Raw genomic sequence first — 23,796 nt, 5'->3', positions numbered from 1 at the left:
CAGGCGGCAATGGCCGCGCCCGAAATGATGACGAACGTGTCGGTGCCGAGTCCATCTGTCAAATGTCAGATAACCCAGTCTTGCAACGCATAGGCATGGATGTAGTCGATCTGCATTTCGGCAGGCGTCGCAAGCTCGTCGGCGGGCTCTCCCGCCTGGCCACCAATCCCCATATTCACCAGCATATACATCGGGTCATGCATGTCGGCAGGCGTTGCGGCACGAGCGACTTCGACGTCGTCGAAATACCAGACGAGTTCGTCTTCTGTCCAAAGCACACCATATGTGTGGAACCCTTCGGTATCCGCGGCATAGGCCGTCGTGCCTACTGTTGTATGAGTTCCCGTCGCGTTCGAGTGGCCTGTCAGGATGAGCTTGTTTGGATCTTTACCGAACATCTCGATCACGTCCAGTTCCGGTGGCCAGGAGCCGTCCGCCGGGAGAAGCCAGAAGGCCGGCCAAGCACCTTGTGTTTCGGGCATGTCGGCTCGAATTTCAAAATAGCCGTAGGTCTGCGCGAAGGATTCGTAGGTCGTCAGCAACCCTGACGTGTATTCGTAGTTATTTATGTAGGGACGGATCGCTTCAGGAGCCCGGGCGGCGGTAATGGTGAGAACGCCGTCCTCGATGCTGAACGGATTGACGGAGCGTGTCGGGGCGTAGTCGGTATCAATGTACCATTGAAGATCATTGTTGCTCGTGAGCGTGCTGCCGTTCTCGGCCCCCCACCAGTAATTCGAATCCCAGGTGCCGCTCGAGCCGTTCCACAGGTCCAACGTATCGAACTCGTCCGAAAAGGTCAGTTCCAGGGCAGACCTGTCCACGGCCAGCTTGAACTGGCTTGCGGTGAAATCGCCGATGGTCTTGTTGGCGAAGACGAGAAACTCGCCGTCGGACAGATTTAGGCGGACGTTGGCTCCCGACTGGACCATGTTGGCGCGCACCTCTTCGAAGGAGGTGAAGCCGTAGCTCCCGACGCGAACCGTATCCGTCGCGCCAAGGTCCAGGATCAGGTCACTGCCGTTGCCGGGGTTGACGACGAAAATGTCCGCCCCGGATCCGCCCTTGAGCACGTCATCGCCCTGCAAGCCGTCGAGCGTCTGTTGGCCGGAGCCGCCGGTAACGATGTTGTTCAGCTCGTTTCCGAAAGCATAGCGCTTGTCGCCGGTGACCGTCAGGTTCTCGAAATTGGCTGGGAGCTTGTAGCTCATCCAGGTCGAGATGGTGTCTACCCCTTCGCCGGACAGCTCGACCGCCTTGTTTTTCGCGGCATACAGATAATAGATGTCGTCGCCCTTGCCGCCACGCATTGTGACGGTGACGGCAGCGTCGCCATACATCGAGTCGTTGTATGTGCTGCCATAAAGTGTCGGGCCGGAATTCGTCGCCGAATACCACTTTACGGAGGATCCGCTGTAGGGAAGTGGAACGCCTTTGGCGTTCAGTACCGTGGCCATCCCGGTCCTTTCTCCTTTGTCTCGCTCGATACCAGCCCTAACATCTATCGAGGGCAAAAGTAGCCAGCACTTTCTCACTTTCGAGTTCGGAAGGTTACCAAATGGTTATCACGTAGTGGGAGCACTTGCCGGGGAGCTTCACTGCCTCGAGTGCATAAGGTTGGGCCACTGCAACATGATCGAAGATGTGGTGAGGCAGATCGAGACCGACTCTCACCGCATTTCGCATCTCGAATAGCATTAACGCTGACCGGTGATGAAGAACTGCTAGTAGACTTTGAAAGCGCCCGCATCGGCTCGTGCATCGACATCGGTGATCAGCATGTGCCCCGGCGATACCGTGATCGAGGTCGCCAGTTCGGCGCGAGCAAGTGCATCCTGTGCGGTGATGCTGCTGGCCCAGAATACAGGGACCTCCCCGTCGATGATTTTGACCGCATCGCCCCAGTCGGGAGCCATCAAATCGGCTATTCCGATGACCGTGGGATCTCCGACATGGATGGGAGAGCCGTGGGCATGCGGGAAGCGTGCGGTGAGAGCGCGAACCCTGTCGACATCGCAACGGCTTATCGGACGCATCGAGACGACCATTTCGCCACCAAACGGTCCGACGCGGCACGTCTGGATCCTGGTTCGGAACTTGGGCGAGGTCCTGCCGCAGCCGATGCGGCTCAGTTTCTTTTCGGCAAGTGCAGCTTCTACGGTCAGCGAACTGCCGAGCGCGAAAGCGGCAAAATCATCCTGCCACAGGTCGATGATGTCCGTCCTCCGACGGGTCAGCTCGCCGAAATGATAGATGTTGTACTGGGGGGCATCGGTGCGGATGTCGATGTCGCCCAGCGCCGGGATCAATGGGCTGCCGGCGCGATTGACGCCGACCAATGGACAGGGTTTCGGGTTGCGGATGCAGTACTGGTGGAAATCGCAGGCAAAGCTGCGCGGCACGATCACAACATTGGCCTGGAGCTTACCGTGCGCCAGCCCCCCTGTATGCCCCTCATAGGCGCCCATTCTGACAAGCCTGCGCAGCCTGTCCGCATCGACCAGTCGCAGGTCCTCGAAGATCGGTGAAGTGGTCAGGCGAGCCATGGCTTCCGGTTCAGAGACAAGTCGGGAGGGCGTAAGATCGTTGGCGGCTCGGCTGCTTGTCAAATTGTCAGAATCTTTCCTCAACGATAAATTGTATTTATTGGCCGGCCAACGATTGCTTCATCTTACGACGGACGCTTGCGCAAACCTTCCTGTTGTCGCAAACCTTCCTGTTCTCGCAAATCTTCCTGCTGTCATTGACAGCTGCGGCAGCCGATCGCTTCTATCTGTCGGCCTGCCTCGTGCAGGAAGCCAAGGTCCCGCTCCATGTAGAAGAGCAGGAAAGCAGAATAGAGGACAAAGACGAGGCTAAACACCAGCGTCTTCACGATCAGCGAAAGCGCAAAAACGTTGAGGTGCGGCGAGGCGCGCGCCAAAAAGGCCAGCACAAGGTCGGATAACAGCATGCTGATGATGAGCGGGAAAACCAGGGTCAATGCCATCATCAGAATGCGGTTCAAGAGATCGAGGAAGATGCCGGCTGCATCCTTGCTGAACACCGGGAGAAGCTGGTCGATCGGCCACAGGCCATAGCTGTCGTAGAGGCTGGTCAGGGAAAGTTCGAGGCCGCCGGCGGCCAGGTAGACCGTGACCATGATGACGGCGAGCAAGGTGCCGGTGGCGCTCGTCTCATGGGTCATCATCGGATCGATCAGCGTGCCCATCGTCGAGCCGCGCTGCAGGTCCAGGATATCGCCGGCAGCCTCGGCCGCCCAGAACGGAATGCCCATCGCCAGCCCGAGCGTTACCCCGACGACGACCTCCTTGAGCATGTAGGCGACGATCATCGTCGTCGCGATGTCGGTGTTTGTCAGCTTGTCGACGATCATCGGAAAGACCGGAACCGCCAGCGCCAGGGCAACGCCGTTGCGCAGAAGGCCCGACAGCGGCACGCGCGAAAAGAGCGGCATCAGCAGCATGAACCCGGTCATGCGGGCGAGCGCGAAAGCTCCCGCCAGAAGAAACAACTGTAGCTCCTTGACCGACGCGAAGAAGGGTTCGACCGGCATCCGCGCGCCTCAACGCGTGACGACGGGGAATTCGTCCAGCGCCGTCGAGGCCTGCTCGGCGATCTGCTGGCCAAGCAGCGGGCCGAAGACGATGATGACCAGCAGGATCACGACAAGCTTGATCGTCTGCGGCAGCGACTGGTCCTGAATTTGCGTCAGCGCCTGGGCCAGCCCGACCAGGATGCCAACGGCCAGCGCCGCGATGATCGCCGGGCCTGACGCGAACAGCACCGTCAGGAGCGCGCCCTGGACCTTCGCCAGGATGAAGTCATTGCTCATGCAAACCTCCCAGCGGCGTCAGACGTAACTCAGGATCAGGCCGTGCATCAGCCGCGACCAGCCATCTATGGCGACGAAAAGGAACAGTTTCAGCGGGACCGAAATGAGGACCGGCGAGACCATGATCATGCCGAGCGTCATCAGGATGTTGGCAACGACGATGTCGATGATGAGGAACGGAAGATAAAGCAGAAAGCCGATTTCAAACGCCCGCGTAAGCTCGGACGCGACAAAGGCAGGAACGAGTATCGAAAGATCGTCGTCCTTCAGATCTTGTCGTGCCTGTTCCGGCCACAGGCGGTTCGTCCCATCGAGAAAGAACTGCCGCTCTTCCGGCTGGGTGAACTTGATCAGGTGCTGCTGCAATGGTTCCCTCACCAGTTGCGCCGCCCTGGCGAGGTCGTCGGTCGTCTGGAACTGAACCTGCCCTTCCTGGAGCCGTCCCGACATCTCGCTCAGCAACGGCGTCGTGACATAGACCGTGAGCACGAGCGCTATGCCGTAGAGCACCAGATTGGGCGGCATCTGCTGGACGCCGAGCGCGTTGCGGATGAGGAACAGCACGACCGAGATTTTCAGGAATCCGGTCATGGTGACGACTGCCAGCGGCAGCAGACCGACAAAGCCGACGGCAATCAGGATCCCAAGCAGGTTGGGCGAATTATCAAGCATTGTCGAACATGCGGGCGATCCGCACGCCCAGGCTCTCCCCAATCCGGACGATCTCGCCACGGCCGACGCGTTTGCCGTTGGCGATGATGTCGACCGTCTCCTTCGTCACATTGGCGAGCGGAACGATGGCACCGGGCGCAAGCTGCCTTACCTCGCCGAGAGGCATCGCCGTGCGGCCGAGTTCGAAGGCAAGCGCAACCGGCAGCTCGTCCAGAGTTGCCTCCTCCAATGCCTGATCGGCGTGCGGCGGCGTGTCTTGGTTCATGGTCCACTCCCATTTCGATCCAGCGATTGCAGTCGGCGCGGCAAGCAGTTGCGGCCCGCTGGCAGTCAGCACCGCCGGGGCATAAAGCCGCTCGGCAATGACCAATGCCGCCTCTTCCTCTTCGTCATCGAAGAGCACCACATCGCCAGGTTGCAGGCTTTCAAGATCACCGTGACTGATTGTAAGCGTGTGACGCCAAAGGCAGACGGGCAACGGGAATTCGGCAGGAACCGGGGGCCTCGCTTTGCCGATCGCGTCGAGAAAGCCCCCGGCCCGCACCGCCAGATCGACGCTGTCGGTGTGCAAGGCGCAACCTATGGTTTCGTCCTTGCCGGTCAGGAGGAAAGCCAACGCGGTTTGGTCCAGAACGCTGTCTTCTTGTTCGATCGACGTAATAGCGATCGTCTCGCCCAGCTTGCTCTCGATCCATTCGAGATCCTTTTCGAATTCGGACTCCAGCAGCAGTGCGGCGTGAGCGGGCGCCAGCCGTTTCACGTCGATCAGCTCGTCAGCCTTGGCAAGGCCTCGTTCGACAACAGATAACGGCAAGCGCAATTTGCCCGCCATGTCTCCGAGAGTGAACGCAATCGTGCATATTGGCTGGTCCACAGGGTTCGGCGCCGGCCAGACGGCGGCGAGCGCCATGGTTTTCCCGGCAATCGTGATCTGCGCGGGAGCGCGGCGGCGGTAGAAGGCGTTCAATGCCTCAATCTCCGCAGCCGCAACAGATTCCAATGCCAGCGGCTCGCCAACGCTCGAGCGTGTGCGTCTCACCGGTTCTGCGCGCGCTTTCTTTTTTGCCGACGCCAAGGCCTGAGGCATCACACTTCCATATTCACGATCACGGATTGGACTATCGTTCTGTGGGCAAGCGCAGTGGACTGCACTCGTCTTCCTCGGAAAGCTCGGCAAGCGCCAGGCTGCGGCGCGCAGTGCGTTTGGCCAGATACTCCAAAAGCCCGTCCAGCTTCGTCACCGCCTTCATGCTGGCGCGATGATCGTTGCGGGCGGCCGACAGCTCTGTTTTGCGTCGCTGCTCGGTGACGCCGGCCATTTTCTCGTTTTCCCGAAGTTTTTCGGTTTGCCTGGCGGCATTCTCGAACTGTCCCTGAAGCCGGTAAAGGCTGGCGGCCTTCACCGGTTGCCCGACAAGCGAAGCGAATGCTGCATCCTCAGCGTCGGCTGTGTGCTGCAGGTGTTCGCTGACCGCGGCGGCCGCCTCCCGAACCGCCCCGGCGGCCCGCTGCGCAGCGGCGTATCGCCTTATGACCAATTCGTTTGCGCGCTGTTCACCGTGGCGCCTGAGGTCGCGCAATCGTGCGATCGTGTCACGATCTTTCATTGACGATCCCCCGCATGCGTTCGCGTGTCTGCTCGATTGTCTCGTGGGTGGCGGACGGCTGTCGCAGGAAGGCGTTGATGGCGTCGATCTTCGCCACCGCCTCGTCCGCCACCGCATCGCTGCCCTTTTCGTATTCGCCGACGCGCAGCAGCAATTCGACGTCGGCGTAGCGGGCGAGCAGCTCCCGCAAGCGGCCGGCGTCCGACCGATGTTCCGCCGGCACCACCGTGTCCATGAGGCGACTGCGGCTGCGCAGCACATCGACGGCCGGGAAATGGTTGCGCTGCGCAAGCTCGTTCGACAAAAAGACGTGGCCGTCGAGAAGCGCCTGGATTTCTTCGGCAACCGGGTCCAGCGTGCCATCGCCCTCGAGAAGAACGCTGTAGAGGCTTGTAATCGAGCCGACGCGGCCAGGCCCTGAGCGCTCGAGCAATCGGGGCAGAACAGCAAAAAGCGAAGACGGAAAACCGCGACGCGTCGGCGGCTCGCCTGAAGCGAGGCCAATCTCGCGCTGCGCACGGGCAAACCGCGTGATGTTGTCCATTGTCAGCAGCACATGCTTGCCCTGGTCGCGAAAATATTCGGCAATGCTGGTTGCCACATAGGCGGCCTTGACGCGCTCGATCGCCGGCCGGTCGGACGTCGCGACAACGATGACTGCGCGCGCCAGCCCTTCCGGCCCAAGCTGATGCTCGATGAATTCGCGCACTTCACGTCCGCGTTCGCCGACAAGCGCAACCACGGCAACATCTGCGTCGGTGCCGCTGACGATATCCGAAAGCAGGATCGACTTGCCGACGCCAGGCTCGCCGAAGATGCCGACGCGCTGCCCACGCGCGCAGGTGAGAAGCCCATCGAGGGCGCGGATTCCGAGCTGGATAGGCTCGGAAATCAAACTGCGCTCCAGCGGCGACGGCGGATAGGCGTTGACGGGATAGCTGCCGGTAATGCCATCCGGCGCAAGCGGCTTGCCATCCAACGGCTCGCCGAACGCGCTGATCACCCGACCAAGCAGGCCGGGCCCGACGGACACCGTCTGGGTCTTTCCGGTCGCAATGACCTCGGTGAGGCTTGAAAGGCCGGTGAGATCGCCAAGCGGCACAAGGATCGCCATCTCGTCCATGAGCCCAACGACTTCCGCCTTGGTCGCCGTGCCGGTCCTGGGATCGACGAGTTCGCAGATCTCGCCGATCCGAACCTCCTCCACCGTCGCGTGAATGACCGTGCCGGTGACCCGCCGTACACGCCCTTTCCTGGGCCGACTGGCATCTTCACGCAGGCCAGAACGCAGGTTCGGAACGATCGATGCGAGGCGGCTCTCGAGCCTGGTGGCGGGACTTGTCATGCCGCCGCCTCGGCCTTTGATGAAATCGCAGCGGCAATGGCGTTGAGCTGTGCCTCGATGCTGGCGTCGATGACGGCAATGTCGGTCGAGAGGATGCAGGCGCCCGTCGCCAGCGTATCGTCGGCGTCGATCTCGATCGCCATGCCCAACTCACTCTCGCGCAGGACCGCGTTCAGTTCGTCGCGAACCCTGTTGACGGAAGCAGGATGAAGTCGGACTTTTAGATATTTGGCGCGGCGAATGTCAGTGACGGCCTGCGCGGCCGCCTTGGCGACCAGCATGCTCGCGTCGAAATCTCCCAGCACGCGCCTGACCACATCGAGAGCCAGATTGATGATTTCGGCTTCCAGCCCACCGAGATAGCGATCGACCTTGACCGCGGTCTCGCTCACCAAACGCGCGGCATCCGCGTCGCCTTGCGCCTTGCCATCTTCATAACCCTGCGCATATTCGGCCGCATAGGCTCGCCGAGCGGCGTCACGCAACTGCTGCGCATCACGCCTGGCTTCGTCGAGAAAAGCGTGCCCATCCTGCCAGGCGCGCGCCTCGGCAGCGCGCAGGATGCGGGCGCCGGGGCGCCTCGGCACGGCAGTGGTCACTTTGTCCGGTTCGACCATATCGCCTAACCCATCGCCCGTCGAACGATCGCCGGACCAGCTTCGGCAAACGGTTCGGCTGTCGGCTGGTCGACAAGCGCATGCGGCATCAGCTTGAGACGGACCCGCATGCTCGTTTCGCCCGGCAGCGCCTGACACCAGGCGCCAAGGCAACGCAGGCCGTCGGCATGGACACGACGATCAATGTCATCCAGGGGCTCCAACGGCTGCATTGGACCGGCCAGATCGCGGTTGGCGACTGCGAAAGCGCAGATTTCCGCGCCGAGCGCTGCCTGCAACGCGGCGGCTTGGCGTCCATCAATGACGGCGGCCAGACTGCCGGCCCAGTAGATCGCGCCGGCGCGAAGCGCAAGTTCCTCCAACTCCTCACCCGACGACAAGGCAATCGCCAGGTCTGTCTCATCGGCTGGTTGGTTGGAGACGGCGCCGCTGAGGCCGTAACGGTCGAGCAGAAGCACTGACAATCGCTGATGCAGGCGCTGCGACCGCAACATACGCTCGCAGGCAACCTCGCCGATCGTGCCGCCAAAGCATTGCGCCAGCCGGGCCGCATCCGCATAGAATGCGGGATTGGACATGAATGTCTGCCATTCCGGGCTGCTGGCAGTTCGCTTCGAGCCGGTTTGGGTCATGTCTTCTTCACCGGCATTGCCGAAGCGTCGAGCGCATAAACACCGGGTCGTCGAACCCACTGGACGTAAGCCAGGCGGGCAGCCAGCGCCGCTATAGCCACCATCATGCCGTAAAACAGCCACATCGCGGCGGCGACGCTGTCGGGATGCAGCCAGAGGCCGAGGAACGTCGTGAAACCTGGCTCGCCGGTTGCGTGCTCGGGAACTGCCGCGGTCACCGGAATGAGCGTGACGGATACATTGTCATAAGTCAGCCCGGCGATGCCTTTGGCCACCAGCATCTTGACCTGAGGGATCAGCTCATTCATCGGAACGGATGCGCGATGCCGGATGAAAACGGAAGCGGACGATGGGACCAGCCGCTGTCTCAGCGGATCGTTTTCGGGCAGGACGAGATGAACGCGCGCGGAAAGCACGCCGTCGATGTCCGAAATCGTCTGCGACAGTTCCTGGCTCAGGCCATAAATCATCGTCGCGCGCTCTTCGACCGGCGAGGATACCAGCCCGTCGCGCTTGAACACCTCGCCGAGCGTCTGGAATTCCTGTTTGGGCAACCCGCTTTCGTCGAGAATCGCCATGGCTTCGGCGAAACGGTCCTTCTGTACGGAAACCGTCATTTTGCCGTCCTTGCCCGCCTCGCGTTGGGCCGGGATGCCATGACGCATCAGCGTGGCCACGATCTCGTTGGCCTGCCGCTGGTTGAGGTCGGAATACAGCTCAACCGAGCACGCCTGGAGCACAAGCATGCTCACCACGACGAGCGCGACGCGGCACCGGACGCCGCATCGATTCAATAGTGTCGACCGCCGCGGCAAGGTTATCGTGTGCACGAACACTCCGTAGGCTTACTGTTGCTTGATCAGAGTGCTGGTGGACGACGTAACGGCCGTTACGCTGCTCGTGACCACTTCGAGATTGGCGGCTGCCCACATCACCGAAATGGATCGTTCGAGCAGTTGCTCGGCATTTTTTGCGGTGGCGTTTTCGTCTTCCTTGCCTGACGGGGCCTTGTCTGACGGGGCGGTCTTGCCGGCGCCATCCTGCATGGCGGCCGTCTCAGCACTCACAAGGGCGTTTGCCTGGGGGGCATTTGCCTGGCCAAGGGCCCTCTGGACCTGCTGCATGGTCCCTTCCAGCGACTGAACCGCAGAACCGAACAATGCAGACGGATCCGTGAGCGCCCCGCCCCCAGCCTTCTCCACCTCGGCCAGATAGTCGAACAGCTTGTGTTCGGCGATCGGCTCGGTCTTTTCCAGTTTGGACGATTGTCCGGCCATCGCCGGATTGGCTCCCGAAGACGACTGCGCCACCTGCTGGCCTGCCCGCGCGGCGACATCACCGCGTTCAGGCATACTGACCTTCGCGGCATCCTGTTTTTCCTGATTGGCACCCACCATCCGGTTACCCGGCTGCGCTGTCGCGCCGGCGGTGATCTGCTGCTGCGAAGCCATGCTGGTGGTCAAGTTCGCCAGTGTGGCTTCCAGGGCTCCAATCGGCGCGATTTGCATGAACCTGCCTCCTGCTTGCTTAGTTCGGTTTGCCGGAGGGAACATTCTGCGCCTCCGCCTGCCTACCGCGGAAAACGCGGACCGGCACAACTTTGCCAACATCCTGCTTCGTGCTCGGCGCCGCAGGAACTCCCAGTGTTTTCCTGACAAGTTCAACATAGGACGGCGGCCCCGATACCGAGACAACATCGTCCTGCCTGGACACCTTGATCGGAAACTTCGGGTCGATGACGCCCAGCCGCGAAAGCCGATCTTCCGCACCGGCAGCCGTGTTGGCATCAAGCGCGATCATTTCCGTCCGGACCTCGGCTTCGGTCGCGACGTTCATGACGATGCCATCGAAATGCCAGACCAGCCCGTATCGATCGCAAATCTCCTGCAGGAACTCGCGCGCCGTCCCAACCGGCATGCCGGCGCTCAAACGCCCCTTTACGAGTTTGCTGACACGCATGGGCACCCGCATGTTGCGGCCCAGTTCGACCAGCGCGTCGGTCACCGACTGATCGACGGTGATGTATTTGTATGGGCCGGCGGGCCAGCGCGGTTCGGCGGCGTTGGCCGGCGACGAGGCAGGGCCGAACGCCAGGATCATCGCAAGACCGCAGGCGGCGAAAGCAGCCCTGGTTCCCGAGAACCGATCCGCATGGCAGGTGTCGCGTCCCGTCAACATTGGTCCTATCGCAAAGGGACGCACGAGCGATGCCCGCGTCGCTGGTTTCATGGTTTTCCCGCCGATTCACTCTATCGTGCACATTGCAGAATTGGAAGTCCAATTGGATTGCGCACGAGCGTTTGGTGCCAAATGTTGCGAACCGCCTGCAAAGCGATATGGTGCGCGCTGGAATCAGGTGATCGCCAGATGGACGCCTGGATGCAGAAGAGATCGGTCTTGGCGGCAATCATGATCCTGCTTGCGAACCTGCCTGTTCCCGTCAAGGTTGCGGGACGCAAAGCCCGGGTCGCCCCGCGCCTTAACCAGAGGTTGCGTGCATTTCTGATCGCTGCCCTATCGATTGCCGCGATGGCGCCGGCGCAGGCACAATCGAATAGCGGTTATGACCCACGAAGCTGGACTTACGATCCGGCAAGAAATGTGCTGGTCTCCCCTTCCGCACCCGACCAGACTTCCGATGGAGAAACCCGGAGCGACCGGTCGGCAACCCCCAGGGAGATCGTGCATTTCAGCGAGGCTCAACCGAAAGGATCGATCGTTATCGACACCACGCAGCGGCGGCTTTACTACATTTTGGGCAACGGCAGGGCGCTGCGATACGCGGTGGGCGTTGGAAAGGAGGGATTGGAATGGTCCGGCCGCGATACGATTTCGGCCAAGAAGACCTGGCCAGATTGGCGGCCGCCGGCCGAAATGCGATCCAGGGAAGCGTCAAATGGCCGCTTCCTGCCTGCCCATGTCGAGGGAGGACCGAACAATCCATTGGGCGCGCGCGCATTGTATATCGGCAACACGCTTTATCGCGTCCACGGCACCAACCAGCCATGGACCGTCGGACAGGCCAACTCCTCCGGTTGCATTCGCATGACCAATGACGACGTCATCGATCTTTATGACCGCGTGAAGATCGGCAGCCAGATCATTGTGCGGCATTGATGGCCGTTCCCGAAAGCCGCAAATGAGTGATTCGCAGTCGTGATACCTTTCAACATCAAGCAGCTCGAAACCTTTCTCCTGGTGGCGACGTTCGGAAGCTTTCGCAGGGCGGCGGAACGCCTGAACACCACGCAGCCGGCGGTGTCCACCCGAATTGCCGGGCTGGAGGAGGCGCTTGGCGCCAAGCTGTTCGAGCGGCAGAGCAGCACGGTCAGGCTGACCGCCGAGGGACAAAGGCTGCTGCCGCCTGCCCAACGGGTTCTGCGCGTCGCGGAGCGGCTGCAACTGATGGCCAGCTCTCTTTCAGAGACTTCAGAGACGACGAGGGTGCTGAGGCTTGGGGTCGCCGAAACGATCGTGCACACCTGGCTGCCGGATTTCCTCACGGCACTGAAGGCAAACTTTCCGCTTGTCGATACCGACATCGTCGTCGATGCGACGACGACCCTTCGCAACGAACTCATGTCACACCGGCTCGATCTTGCGGTGCTGATGGGCCCTGTCCTGGAGTACAGCATCGAGAATATCGAGATGCCGTCCTTCCCGCTTGTCTGGGTCTGCTCGCCGCAATTGGAATTGCCCAACCGGCGCAAGGTGACGCTGAACGACCTGATGCAGTTTCCGATCATCAGCTACGCCCGCACCACGCGACCCTACAGCGAACTCTACCGCAAGCTCACCGGCGAATTCGAGGAGACGCCGCGCATCTTTCCGGCCAACTCGCTGGCCGCTTCGATCACCATGACGCTCAACGGAATCGGCATAGCCTCGCTGCCCGAGGGCGTCGTCCAGGACTATCTCGCAAGCGGAAAACTGCGCATCATCGAATGCGAATGGCACCCGTCCGACCTGCAGTTTACCGCCTCCTACTCTTCCGAACCCTCCAATCCGATAGCGGAGCGGGCGGCAAAGCTGGCCGGCTGCGTTGCGCATGCCTATGCTGCGAGAACCGACAAGCTCAGGCCCGCGGTTTCTCAGCCGACCAAGGTGGCCGGCAGGTAGATGCGGTCGCCCGAGAAGATCACATCCGGGCTCATTATATGATCCATGTTGAGCACCACCGTCTCGGCCACGTCCGCGGAATGGGTCCTGGCGATCAGGCGAATGCTGTCGCCGTTCTTGACCTCGACCCACTGGTAGCCGTCTTGCTCCAGCGTTGGATTGGTGCGGCCCGCAGGATTGCTGCTGCCGTCGGGATGCGCCTCGACATGGTCGCCGGAAACCCAGCCGCTATGCATTTCGCCGTCCGGCCCGAAACCTTCGACCGGTATCCAGGCCTCGCCTGACTGATCGGTCGAAGGCTTCGCGGTCTGCTCGACGAATGTCCCGGGTTGCAGAACCGTCACCACGGTCGAATCCACGTCAGGCTGGGTCCGCAAGTTCAGGCCGTCATCGGCCAGCACGGCGAGTTGCGGGAAGTCCTGCGGCGGGGTTTGCGTCCCGGGATCAGGCTGCTCGGTCTGTTCGTCCGGCGGCGCGCCCGGCGCGGTCTGTTCGTCCGGTGGGCTGCCGTCGACGCCGGAAGGTGTGTCGCCCGGCGGGGTCTGTTCGTCCGGAGGCGCGCCGTCGACACCGGAAGGATCGTTACCCGGCGCGGGGTCGGTTGGCGGCGTCTTGCCGGTGTTGTTCCATGGCTGGTCGTCCAGCGTATCCCAGGCAAACAGCAGCATGCCGACGCCGAAGGTCACGCCAAGCGCGACGCGATCGGCGATTCCCCAGCGCGCGTCGGACTTTGCGCGGGCGTCGATCTGCTCTGGCGTCCTTGGCGCGGCCCGGCGATTGAGCAGATCCGTGCGCGCGGCCGATGCCCAGAACTCGGCGCTGCCGACGGTGAACAAGACGCCCGCCGTCGCGGCCAGTGGCGAGTCCAGGTTCTGTGCCGTATAGAGAACGGAACCAAACACATAAGTGGGACCGCCCAGATGCTCGGCCACATTGCGCAACACCGGCCGTCCGGCGACCGACTGCAGCGCGGATTTCGTGCCGTAGATCACATTGCCCAGCGTGAAGGAGCCGTTCAACCAGACCTTGTCGCCGCTCAGCATGCCGGCGGCCGAGCCTGGAGACGAGAAGATGAACGACGCCCCGCTCACAGCATTGAGGGTGCGTCCGAGCGGCTTGTGATTTGCCGTGGCGTTCGGAAAAGCCGATTGCGCGCTGAAGACGACGCCGCGCACGCCGAGCGCAACGCCCGCGGCTGTCGCGGCCCAATGCGGTGGCAGGATCTGCCATACCGTGCTGGAGGAGGCGGCCATCGAGCCGAATGTCGCGACCAGCTGCGCGTTCTCCTTGAGGCGGGCGACGGTCAGCGCCAGATCGACGGCAGCAGCTTGATCCGGCGTCATGACCTTCTTGTGGGTCGCCCGATAGGTGTTCAACTGCAGCACGGATAGCGCGTTCGTTTGCTCCGTCGACATCCAGGTAAACTGCCTCGGCGTGAACTTGCGCAACTGGGAGGGGCTCAGTTCGCCAAGCTGCTTCGGCGTCAGTGCCGCTATCTGTTGTTTCGTCAGCGCCTCGATCTGGTGAATGGTCAGGGCGTCAAGCTGCTCCCGCGTCATTGCTGCGATGTGGCGTGACGACAGCTTTGCCATTGTCGCAGGATTACGTGCCGCGAGGAGAGCTGGGTCCAGCGCCGCGAACTGGGTGGCGTTGAGATGGCTGAATTGGGCGGGCCGCATGGCGGCGACCTGTTCCGGTGTAAGGGCGTTGCGCTGCTCGTCACTGAGCTTGGCGATCTGGTCGGGCGTCAGCTTGCGCACCTGCTCGATGGTCAATCCGGCGAGTTGCTCTTGCGAGAAGGCCGCGACCTGATCCGGCCGCAAGCCGGTGATCCGGCCAGGGGCAACAGCCTGCAATTTGCTTGGCCTGATCGCCTGGAGCTGTTCGCCACCCAGCGCCCGCAACTGCGTCGGCCGAAGTGCGGCAAGTTGATCGAACGTCAGCTGCCGGACCTGCTCGGCGCTCAGTGCAGCCACCTGCTCAGGCGCCAGCTTGGCGATCTGCTCCGGCTTGATGGCGTGCAATTGCGTGGCGGTCAATACGGAAGTCTGATCGGCGGCAAGCGCCCTGACCTCCGGCCCGGTCGGCGCTCGCACGGGCGCGGCAAATCCCGGCTCCGCTGCGGAACTCGCCGGAAGCTCAAGGCTGATGATCTTTCCGCTGGCAGGGTCAAAAACCACCCTGCCCCGGTCAGGCGCCGGCGGCCATGTCGCGGCCGGCGTTTCGGCAGCACTATTGTCTGTCGGCAGCGTTTCGCCAGCCACGGTTGGGGCTTCGTTGGCGACGACCTCGGCCACCGGCGGCGGCGGCGGCGCTTCGGCCTGCGCTGGCGCATCCCAGAACTCGTCGGCCGGCCGCAAGATCACCTGCGGGCGTTTCTGCGTCGATCCGCCAGGCGCGACGGCATCCCCATTGCGCGTGAACTCACCGACGAAATCGCCGTCCGCATCCATCATCCGCCAGCCATGGATCTCGTTCCATGGTATGCTGCCGTCGATAGCAGTCTCGTCGACGCGGGCCATGCTGTCGCTGACCGGCCGGCCCATCGCCTCGAACTCGGTCGGGACGTGGAGGCGCGGCCTGCTCGGATTGAGCGTGTAGAGATAGGTATGGCCCTGCTGCTGCGCCGCTCGTGACTCTTGCGAAACGAAAGCCTTGGCCCCCGAGATCGAGTGGCTGGTGCCGACGAAACGGCCATGGGTATTGCCCAGCACATAGTTGCTCAGGTCGATGCCTTGCGGATTGTCCGCCCAGATTCCGGTCGGCGGCGGCGGCAAGAAGCCGCCCGCATCCCTGATCTCGTTCGGCGCGCGTGTATCAGCGCGGAAAACATAGGGGCCGACATTGCCGCGCAAGGGCCTTGCGGGGTCGCCGGCGCCTTCGACGGGCGGATTGCCATCCTCGGGACGCCCAAGGCTGCCCGGGACATGGTCATCGGAAGCGCCGCGCGTCCATGGCAGGACATAGGGCTCTCCGGTTTCGGGATCCCGGACCAGGATATGCGATTTATGCATCAACTTCGGTTCGTCGCCGCGCGCGCTCGGACCATCCGCAGGCGGCACATACACCTGTTCCGGGCCGTTGGGCGGCGTGCCCAGCACTGCCGCGACGATCACCTCGCCGTTTTCGCCCTGAAGCCGCACGGTCGGGCCCGATGCGATCTCGGTTGATGCCGGTTGGGGTTGCGGCGTGCCGGCGGCTGGACTTTTTTGTCCGAAAATGTTGCCGATAATCGCCGCATCGTCGAGCGCTCGCTGCAATTGCGCGGAAGGCGGCGCATCGATGAAAACCCAGCGAGGCTGGTAGCCCGGATTCGCGTTGCGCAGCGCCACATCCTTGTTGATCTGCTCCTGCAGCGTTGGCGTCAGCGGCACCTCGCGCGTCTGGGCGTCACCGTCGATGGTCGTCCAGCGATTGTAGGTCTTGACCTCGATTGCCTCGATGTTGTCCTGGCTCTTGAACACCGGCGCATCCACGTAGCGTCCCCCTTCACCGAAGACCGGGTGAACCCCTGTGGGATCGGCGGCGACCGGGAAATAGACCTGGCCGTCCGAACCGTTGAGTTCGCGCGTGTAGATCTCGCCGGCTTTCCACTTTTCAGGCTGCTGCATGTTGCGGACCTGCTGAAGCGAGTGGGTCGTTGGCGGGGCAGCCTCGATCGCCTTCCTGGCTGGCGTTGCCTGCGGCGGCACGGCATCTCCCTCCGGCCGTCCCGGACCGCCCGGGACATGGTCCTGGGAAGCGCCGCGCGTCCATGGCAGGACATAGGGCTCTCCGGTTTCGGGATCCCGGAACAGGATATGTGATTTATGCATCAACTCCGGTTCGTCGCCGCGCGCGCTCGGACCATCGGCCGGCGGCACATAGACATTCTCCGCACTCGGCGGCAGCGGCCCGTAGCGGGTTGCCGTCACCGACTGCCCGTTTTCATCCCTTAGCTGCATCGGTCCGCTTCGGCGACTGCCGACCTGCGAGGAGAGGAACGTCAGCACCCCGTCGGCAACCTTCTGGCGCATGAAGCCGCCATCGACGATCGACGGGCCGAATTCCGTCCGGAATTGCTCGATCGCCGCGCGCTGGTCGGGTCTTGCCGTCGTCCCCAACTCGGAGAGGAACTGATCGAGGGAGGCCTTGCCACCTTTCGGAATGCCGGTCGCGGCGCCGTCGCGCGAAGTTTCCACGGCGCGAGCAAGCCAGGCCGGGACCGTCAGCGATTCATTCCGGCCATCGGCTCGATCGAAGGCCAGCGTCGCGGTTTCATTCCTGGCGATTGAAGGAGCGACCTTGGCTGCGTTGGACTTGTACTGGATTCTCACCTCGGCGCTGAAAGCCACCGCCCCGGCTGGCAGAGGCGGCGTCGACAGTGAAAGCGTGTAGCGTGTCGCCGGCGTGCCATCAGCGCCATACAGGTTCCGATAGATGTTGCCGGCGCTCGGCATGTAACGGGACTGCGGCGTCCCCTCAGGCGTGAAACGCGCTGGGAGCCACGACTGCACCGTCGATTTCACCTTGTAGGCCGCCGACGTTGCCATCCGGTCGGGGTTGAGGCCGAGCATGCCGGGAAGCCTGTTGCGATCGTTGAAGATGACGTCGATCAGCATTGCCTCGGGGTTTGCAACGCGCGCCTTCTCACCGGTCAGCAGAACGATGTCCGCCGTCGGCGCTTTGCCCGGCACGGCCGAAAGCCGCAACCCGCTTAGCGTCGGTTCATCGACAAAGGAAACTGTGTTCGACGGATCGATCTGACCAGACTTGACGAGGTCACGGATTGAGGCGATGCCATCGCCTTGTCCGATCGCCGCGATGAGCTCTGACGCCTTGGCCGGATCCTTGACCGCGAACTGGATCTTCAGGTTTGTCGAGCCGAGAGCGGACTGGATCTGGTCGTAGGTCTGCGTCGACACGATGTCGCCCGGCTGGAGCGTGTCCTTGACAGGCAGTTCCGGGCGCTTCTCGAAGCCGAGGCGTGGCATCTGGTCGACTGCCCCGACATGGTTGGCCACGATCGGCAGCCGCAGCCCGGCCTTGAATTCAGTCATGACGCGGTCGAACGGAAGCGCCCCCTCCAGCTCGACGTGGCCGGTGTTGTTTTCCGCCGGCACGCCAAAGAAATCGTGCTGGCCAGCAACGAGCGTGGCGTCCTTAGCCTCGAGCGAAGGCGTATAGGTCATTTCGATCACAGTGCTTTCGCCATCCGGCGTCATCCCGACGATGGCGGCATCCAGCGGCGTGACGTTGTAGCCGGTCGCATCGTTGAATATCGCCTTGCTTGCCGCTGCCGAAAGATCGCTGCCGCGAACCGGCAAAGCCGTCTGGTTGGACACTGGCCAGACGCCGGCCTGAAGGCCGGTGATGTTCCTGTATTCCCGCGCCCGGTAGGAGACGACGCCGTGAGTGTAGAGCGCATCCTTGAACGGCGTCATGCTGCGCTGGCTGATGCTGTCGACGACCGACCACCCGATCATGCCGAAATCGGTCTTGGTCCCAATACCGACGCCTGCGGCCGCCACCGTCGGCGAGCCGATGTCGAAGTACTCGCCGGTATTTAAGCGCGTCCGTATCGTGACGCCGATGCGGAAGTCGGGCAGTATGTCGCGCAGCGGTGTGCGTGGTATCTGCACGCCATCCGGTCCGTAGCGCTCGGCCAACTCGCGGCTCGAATAGTAGCTCTTTTCTGCCTCGTACCTGGCCAGCAACTGTTCGCTGGTCAGCCCGTCGAGATAGGCGGATGGTGTCTTGGGGTCCTTGCCGCTGCTGTAGGCATAGCCGCTGGTATCCGGCTCAGGCATGCCGGTGAAGCTGCGCGTCTGCGGATCCCAGACGAGGCGCATCGGACCATCCGTTGCCGTCGACTCGTTCGGCACGACGATGGGATCGCTATCCGCCGGCCGGGTGGCGTTCTGCTCACGCGCTTCATGGGCGCCTCGATCGGTGGCATTCTCGGGATCGCCGCGCTCGCCCGGGGCGCTCGGCCCTTCATCGTGGACGTTCGTCACCGTTCCTTCGATCACCGGGTGATGGGCATCGTGGAAAGCTATCTTGTCCGTGGGCCGGTAAACCCCGTCGGGACCCTGCTCGTGGATCACCATCGGCCGGCCACTGTCTCCGGCGGCGATCGCGAGCCGCCCCGTCGTGTTGCCCGGCGGCGGGACTACGCCATCCGGCACGGGGCCGTCGGCACCCTGCTGTGGGTTCTGGCCGTGGGTGCCGGTGCCTGTCTGTCCGGATCCCGGCCGGACCGATAGCCCCCTGATGCCCATGCCGGTGCCGAATGCGCCTGCGCCGAAATTGATCATGGCACTGGCGAGCTGAAGCCCGTTCATGTCGCCGCCATTGACGACCATGTCGTAACCGGAAACGCCGACCAGCGGCACAGCGGCGGCCACTGTTGTTGCGTCGATACCGTAGGCAATGCGGTTGGAGGTGGCTCCCGACCGCATGTATCGGGCGATGTGGTTGGCATAGTCGTTGGTCGTCCTGGTCCCTCCAATGCTCGCCATGAAGGCGGTTCCGCGCGGAACGCCTGCCCGGACAAGCCCGCCCAGGCGCATGGCGCTCGAGCCTAGCGGCAAGACGGTCGTTGCAATGCTCACGACGTTCATGATCGACTGCGTGTCGGTCCACTCGCCGCCGCGGCTGATATGTTCATGCTGGTTGAAGACCGCGCGCGTGCCGAGGTAGGCGGCGCCCGCCAGGGCAATCGGCGCTGCGATCGGCGCGGCCGGCGTGAAGGACAGGATGGTCGCGACGCCGGTCCCGATACCCACGATCGGATCGATCGTGGATTCCCAAGCCGAGAGTACGCGGGCCTGCTGGGCGTCGATCTCGATCCGGCCGTCCTCGCCCGGCGTCATGTCCAGGTTCTTGGCGTAGACAATCCGCCCGTCGTCGCTGAACTGCTCGTTGTTGTGGCGGAAGTCCTCTATATCCGCGTAGCGCTTGCCCGTTATATCTACATAACCGATCTCGCCCTCGTCATTGCGAACGCCGAACAGCATCGTTTGGCTGGTGCCGTTCTCGTCGACATAAAATATTGGAATCGCGGAGACCTCGGGCGCGTCACCACCAAACTCGCGAATCCCCTCCGCGACGGATTCGAGGATATCGGCGTGATCCTCGTTTTCGGCGTCAAGGCCCAGCGAGTCCTGAATGGTCTGTTCAAGCGCATCACCTTCCCGGGTGTGGAAGGAGCCGTCGAAGCCGTTTTGGTGGTAGCTCTGGAACTGGGACTGGAAATCGGCATCCAGCACGTCTTGCTTGTCGTTTTCCAGGCGCTCGTCCAGCACGGTCTTCGGCATGTAATAGTTGTACGTATTCTCGGCGGTATCGCGCTGACCTGCCGCGATTCCGTTCATCTGGTCGCGGAACACCTCCAAATTTCCGATTTCGGTGTTGACCGCGGCCAGGTCGAGCGTGCTCAACGCTAGTTCCGGCGTGACCCAGCGGCTCTCGGGATTGTACTCATCGTCATCCGGCGTCACGTCTATCTGCACCTGGATCGGCGTCCCGCTCTCGATGACCGCATCCAGATTGCCGGCTTCCAGCTGTTCCTTGACTTCCGGCGAGACCATAATGGTTTGGCCCTGCCATTCGACGCTCACGGGTTCGACGCCGTCCGGAAAGGCGCCGTCAGGCAATTCGGTCGTGCCTGGCCCATACTCGGCGAGATCGCTCTCGAACTGGCTCCGGACTGCGGAGAGGCCTTCGTTCAACGTCCCGAGTGCTGTTTCCGCATTCGATGCCATGAGCTCGTTCAGATCTGCAGCGGCGTTTTCGCGCGCCGCAATGAACGTCTCGCCATGCGTGTGGATCTCGTACTCTTCGGGAATGCCTTCCGGATGCTCGTTCCAGGCGGTGTTCAGCGATTTACCTTCAGGGACGCCGGTCGCGACATGTTCGTTCCAGGCTTCGTTCAGCGACTCATCGACCCACGACCCCGGCGGATTGCGCGACACTTCTGGGTTAAGATCTTGATCAAACACGCTCAGCCTGATCGACTGGCCGTGCCGAGAGTGGTGCGACATCGGGCGGTCGATGTCGTACTCCTCGACATAGTGTCCACGATCGTAATACACATCGATCATCGCCTGACCGTCGGCGGTCACATAGGCTCGCGCATACATGTCGTCGCCGCCGCTGGAATTGTCCTCCAGCCATTCGTCGAACATCTCGCGCATCATTCGAGCCGACTCGGCTTCAAAGCCGCGCAGGTCGCTCTCGGCGCGCAAATAGTCCGCGTAGGTCTGCCCCAGCTCGACGCGATTCTGCGCCAAGTCGCGCAGCCCCAGCAGATTCTGATGATCGGGCGATTGGGTATCGACACCGGCCTGTTCGTTACGGGTGATTGCAAGATCGATCGAACCCAGGTCACCTTCCGCGATCAGGCGGTTGTACTCGCCGAACAAGGCCTCGACCTCGGCGTGTTCGGCGCGGGAGCCGGCATATTCCTCCTGCTGGTAGACGTCGGTGTGGATGTTTGAATCCTCCGCCGTGGCCTCGGGCGCGTTGGGATCCGGAGCGGCCACCAGAGGATCGAGTTCGCGATTTGCTTCTATGGCCGCGTCGAGCGCCGAACTCGCTTCCTCGAAGGTGCTCCTCACTTCGGTGGCATCGTCGAGCACGGTCTGGGCCGCGGTCAGCGCCTCCCGGGCTTCCTCGATCGTGGCTTTGGGTTTCTCGAAATCGATAGCGTAGCCGTGCGGGTTCAGGACCCCGTTCAACGCATCCTCGGCTGCATCCTGAGCGCCGGCACGGTCCGAGTCTAGCGCATAAACGTCGCTCTGCGCATTGGATGCATCGATGACCGCGGAAAGTTCGCTGATCGTCGCCAGCGTCTCCGAATCCGCCATCAGGGCTTGCGCCACATCCGGATGGACCCAGCGCACCGCGCCCTGCCAGTCCATAGGCACCCAGTCGGCACCAGCCTCTTCGGGACGCTCGCCATAAAGGTCGAGCACCTCGCCGTCCTGATCCATCACCGGTTCGGCCGGGATCCCTGGGCCGTGTTCCTCGACCACCTGGCGGGCTGCGGCCGACACTTCTCCCAGTCCTTCGACGGCCTCGAGATCCAGGCCTGCTCCTTCCTGCTGGATGGCCTCGCTGGCGAAGATGCCGTCAAGGGTGTTGAGGACGGTCTCGGCCTCGCGGGCCACCTGGGGGTCGCTGCTGTTTGGATTGACATCCGTCAAGAGCTCGGCCAGATCCGCTTCCAGGCTGCCGGCTTCAACCTCTATCTCGTAGCCATGCTCTTGATTGGCGACCGTGACGGTGCCGTCCGGATTCTCGGTCACCGTGTAGCCGTTGAACGTCACCTCGACGGTCGTCCTGGTGGCGCCGTCGATCACCACCGTCTCGCCTGGATGAATAAGGTCGGGGTCGCGCGGCGTGGTGAACAGTTCCGGATTGCTTGCGGCGAGATCGTCCAGCGTCACGCCGTTGGCCTCGGCGATGTCGCTCAGATTGTCGCCCGGCTTGACCTCGTAGTCGATCGGCTCGCCGTCGTTCAGCTTCTCGACGATGGTCTCGGTGCGTCGGCCATCCTTGTCGACGACAATCGTCGTCTCGGTGTTGTTGACGGGGTCGATGATGGTCGTCGTCTGCTCGCCGGTCTCGGTGTTGCGCTCGGTCTGCGTGGTCACGCCGTTGCCGTCGACCGTGCTGGTCGTCTCGGTGCTTCCCTCGGTGATCGTCGACGAGCGCGAACCATGCTGATAGTCGTTGTTGTAGGTCGCGGTCCTGCCGGTATTCGGATCCGTGACGACGATCTGCAGGGTTTCGCCAGGGTCACCGCCCTGCGTCACCTCGAGGCCGGCGGCGTTCATTTCGGCGATCACCTGCTCCGGTGTGAGATTGCTCGCCTCGGCGATCTCGTCAATGCTTTTGCCGGCGGCAAGCTGTTCCTCGATCGCCGCCACGCCCGAGCCGTCCGCCGTCTGCGTTTGCGCCAGGGTGGTGACCTCGCCGCCCGGAGCCGTAACCGTGGTTACCGGCAATGCGGGGCCGCCGGCGGGGGTCACCGTCTGCACGGTCGACCCATTCGGCAGGTTGCTGGTGACGGTGACGGCGCCGTCACCACTGGTTTCGGTGGTTGTGGTTTCACGGGTCTGGGGATTGGTCGTGCGCTCGGTGACCGCGCCGTCGCCGAGATCGTCCACCAGCGTGGTGGTGATCGCGCCGGTCTGCGCGTCGACACTGGTGGTTTCCTTGCGGCCGAGGTCGTCACGGATCGGCGATGACGTCGCCTGCATGTCGGGACCGATCTCCTGGGTGTAGTAGCCGCCGTGCTGATAATCCTGGTTTTCGGTGATCGTGCGGTCTCCGGCAGTGATCACCACCGTGCGGGTGTCGCCGTTGGCATGCTCGGTCGCTACCGCCGTCATGCCGCCGGCATTCAGAGCCGCCACCACATCCTCGGGAGCCAGGCCCTGCTCGGCGGCGATGTTGTCGATGCTTTTGCCACCATCGATCGCCTTGAGGATATCGTTCGCCTTGACTTCTGACGCCTTGACGTCCGGCGCGTTGACTTCCAGCGCCTTGACTTCCGGCGGAGCGACGTTGCCGCCGAGATCCTGCACGCTGAAAAGCGCCGGCGCGGCTGTGATGCCGCCATTGCCGGTGGCCACGGTGACCGCGGCAGGCAGCTCCGGTCCTGGCTGCGCCGGCGGAGTCGGTTGTGACGCCGGGGCAGTAGGCTGCGCCGTCGTCAGCTCCGCATTGACCTGCGTCAGCCGCTGGCGGGCGCCCGCGGCCGCGTCGACCTCGCCCATCCTGTTGGCGAGCCGGATTTCATTTTGCAATTTCGTGGCTTCCGCCTGCAGCCGCGTAGTCTGCTCGGCTTGGGCCTTTGGATCGACCCTGGGCGGCGGCGGCGGCTTGACGGTGTTAATCGGGCGGATCATCAAACAACCTCCGGAGCCGGTCCAGTCCTGGTTCAGGCAGCCTGCCTGCCGTCAACGCCCCCGCGCCCGAC

16 protein-coding genes are annotated in these 23,796 nt (G+C 62.8%); 2 read left to right on the top strand and 14 right to left on the bottom strand.

Annotated features, from left to right (window positions below; translation table 11 throughout):
• Positions 1 to 65 precede the first annotated feature (65 nt).
• The 13 genes from eglC to AC0L2B_RS28350 form a co-directional block, all read right to left on the bottom strand.
• The gene (gene eglC, locus AC0L2B_RS28410; RefSeq protein ID WP_128172282.1) at positions 66 to 1,457 is read right to left on the bottom strand and encodes an endo-1,3-1,4-beta-glycanase EglC; all 1,392 of its coding nucleotides are present in this window, start codon (positions 1,455 to 1,457) and stop codon (positions 66 to 68) included.
• Between the two features lie 267 nt (positions 1,458 to 1,724).
• Positions 1,725 to 2,546: a D-glutamate cyclase family protein gene (locus AC0L2B_RS28405; RefSeq protein WP_473747703.1), complete on the bottom strand. Its 822-nt coding sequence runs from the start codon at positions 2,544 to 2,546 to the stop codon at positions 1,725 to 1,727.
• A 194-nt stretch (positions 2,547 to 2,740) separates the two neighbouring features.
• A complete protein-coding gene (sctT, locus tag AC0L2B_RS28400) occupies positions 2,741 to 3,556 on the bottom strand; it encodes a type III secretion system export apparatus subunit SctT (RefSeq protein ID WP_236378518.1) in 816 nt (271 codons plus the stop codon).
• 9 nt (positions 3,557 to 3,565) lie between these two features.
• Positions 3,566 to 3,835: an EscS/YscS/HrcS family type III secretion system export apparatus protein gene (locus tag AC0L2B_RS28395; RefSeq protein ID WP_287205261.1), complete on the bottom strand. Its 270-nt coding sequence runs from the start codon at positions 3,833 to 3,835 to the stop codon at positions 3,566 to 3,568.
• Between the two features lie 18 nt (positions 3,836 to 3,853).
• Positions 3,854 to 4,507 carry a type III secretion system export apparatus subunit SctR gene (gene sctR, locus AC0L2B_RS28390; protein WP_202363682.1) on the bottom strand — a complete coding sequence of 218 codons (654 nt, stop codon included), beginning with the start codon at positions 4,505 to 4,507 and terminating at the stop codon, positions 3,854 to 3,856.
• On the bottom strand, positions 4,500 to 5,417 hold the full coding sequence (sctQ, locus tag AC0L2B_RS28385; protein WP_473747702.1) for a type III secretion system cytoplasmic ring protein SctQ: 918 nt from the start codon (positions 5,415 to 5,417) through the stop codon (positions 4,500 to 4,502). Before sctQ ends, sctR begins: the two co-directional genes overlap by 8 nt.
• A 208-nt stretch (positions 5,418 to 5,625) precedes the next feature.
• Positions 5,626 to 6,114, bottom strand: a complete 489-nt coding sequence (locus AC0L2B_RS28380; protein WP_473607272.1) for a hypothetical protein — start codon at positions 6,112 to 6,114, stop codon at positions 5,626 to 5,628.
• Positions 6,101 to 7,459 (bottom strand): FliI/YscN family ATPase, encoded by a 1,359-nt coding sequence (locus AC0L2B_RS28375; RefSeq protein ID WP_473747701.1) that lies wholly within the window; start codon positions 7,457 to 7,459, stop codon positions 6,101 to 6,103. Before AC0L2B_RS28375 ends, AC0L2B_RS28380 begins: the two co-directional genes overlap by 14 nt.
• Positions 7,456 to 8,076, bottom strand: a complete 621-nt coding sequence (gene sctL, locus AC0L2B_RS28370; protein ID WP_473747700.1) for a type III secretion system stator protein SctL — start codon at positions 8,074 to 8,076, stop codon at positions 7,456 to 7,458. The genes AC0L2B_RS28375 and sctL overlap by 4 nt, the downstream gene beginning before the upstream one ends.
• 5 nt (positions 8,077 to 8,081) lie before the next feature.
• Positions 8,082 to 8,654 carry a SctK family type III secretion system sorting platform protein gene (locus AC0L2B_RS28365; protein ID WP_473747699.1) on the bottom strand — a complete coding sequence of 191 codons (573 nt, stop codon included), beginning with the start codon at positions 8,652 to 8,654 and terminating at the stop codon, positions 8,082 to 8,084.
• 50 nt (positions 8,655 to 8,704) lie between these two features.
• Positions 8,705 to 9,538 carry a type III secretion system inner membrane ring lipoprotein SctJ gene (gene sctJ / locus AC0L2B_RS28360; protein WP_473747698.1) on the bottom strand — a complete coding sequence of 278 codons (834 nt, stop codon included), beginning with the start codon at positions 9,536 to 9,538 and terminating at the stop codon, positions 8,705 to 8,707.
• Positions 9,539 to 9,553: 15 nt separating this feature from the next.
• Entirely contained in the window at positions 9,554 to 10,216 is a 663-nt protein-coding gene (locus AC0L2B_RS28355) for a hypothetical protein (RefSeq protein ID WP_473747697.1), read from the bottom strand.
• A gap of 19 nt (positions 10,217 to 10,235) precedes the next feature.
• Positions 10,236 to 10,886, bottom strand: a complete 651-nt coding sequence (locus tag AC0L2B_RS28350; protein ID WP_473747696.1) for a type III secretion protein — start codon at positions 10,884 to 10,886, stop codon at positions 10,236 to 10,238.
• On the opposite strand from AC0L2B_RS28350, the gene AC0L2B_RS28345 reads away from it, so the two are divergent.
• On the top strand, positions 10,860 to 11,825 hold the full coding sequence (locus tag AC0L2B_RS28345) for a L,D-transpeptidase (RefSeq protein WP_473747695.1): 966 nt from the start codon (positions 10,860 to 10,862) through the stop codon (positions 11,823 to 11,825). The genes AC0L2B_RS28350 and AC0L2B_RS28345 overlap by 27 nt on opposite strands.
• A 39-nt stretch (positions 11,826 to 11,864) precedes the next feature.
• On the top strand, positions 11,865 to 12,827 hold the full coding sequence (locus AC0L2B_RS28340) for a LysR family transcriptional regulator (protein WP_473747694.1): 963 nt from the start codon (positions 11,865 to 11,867) through the stop codon (positions 12,825 to 12,827).
• On the opposite strand, the gene AC0L2B_RS28335 is transcribed toward AC0L2B_RS28340, so the two are convergent.
• Positions 12,800 to 23,725, bottom strand: a complete 10,926-nt coding sequence (locus AC0L2B_RS28335; RefSeq protein WP_473747693.1) for a LysM peptidoglycan-binding domain-containing protein — start codon at positions 23,723 to 23,725, stop codon at positions 12,800 to 12,802. The genes AC0L2B_RS28340 and AC0L2B_RS28335 overlap by 28 nt on opposite strands.
• Positions 23,726 to 23,796 lie beyond the last annotated feature (71 nt).

It is taken from the genome of Mesorhizobium sp. WSM4815 (assembly GCF_055811575.1).
Note: the sequence above shows the minus strand (reverse complement) of the source record. Positions and strands in the feature narration are given on the sequence as shown.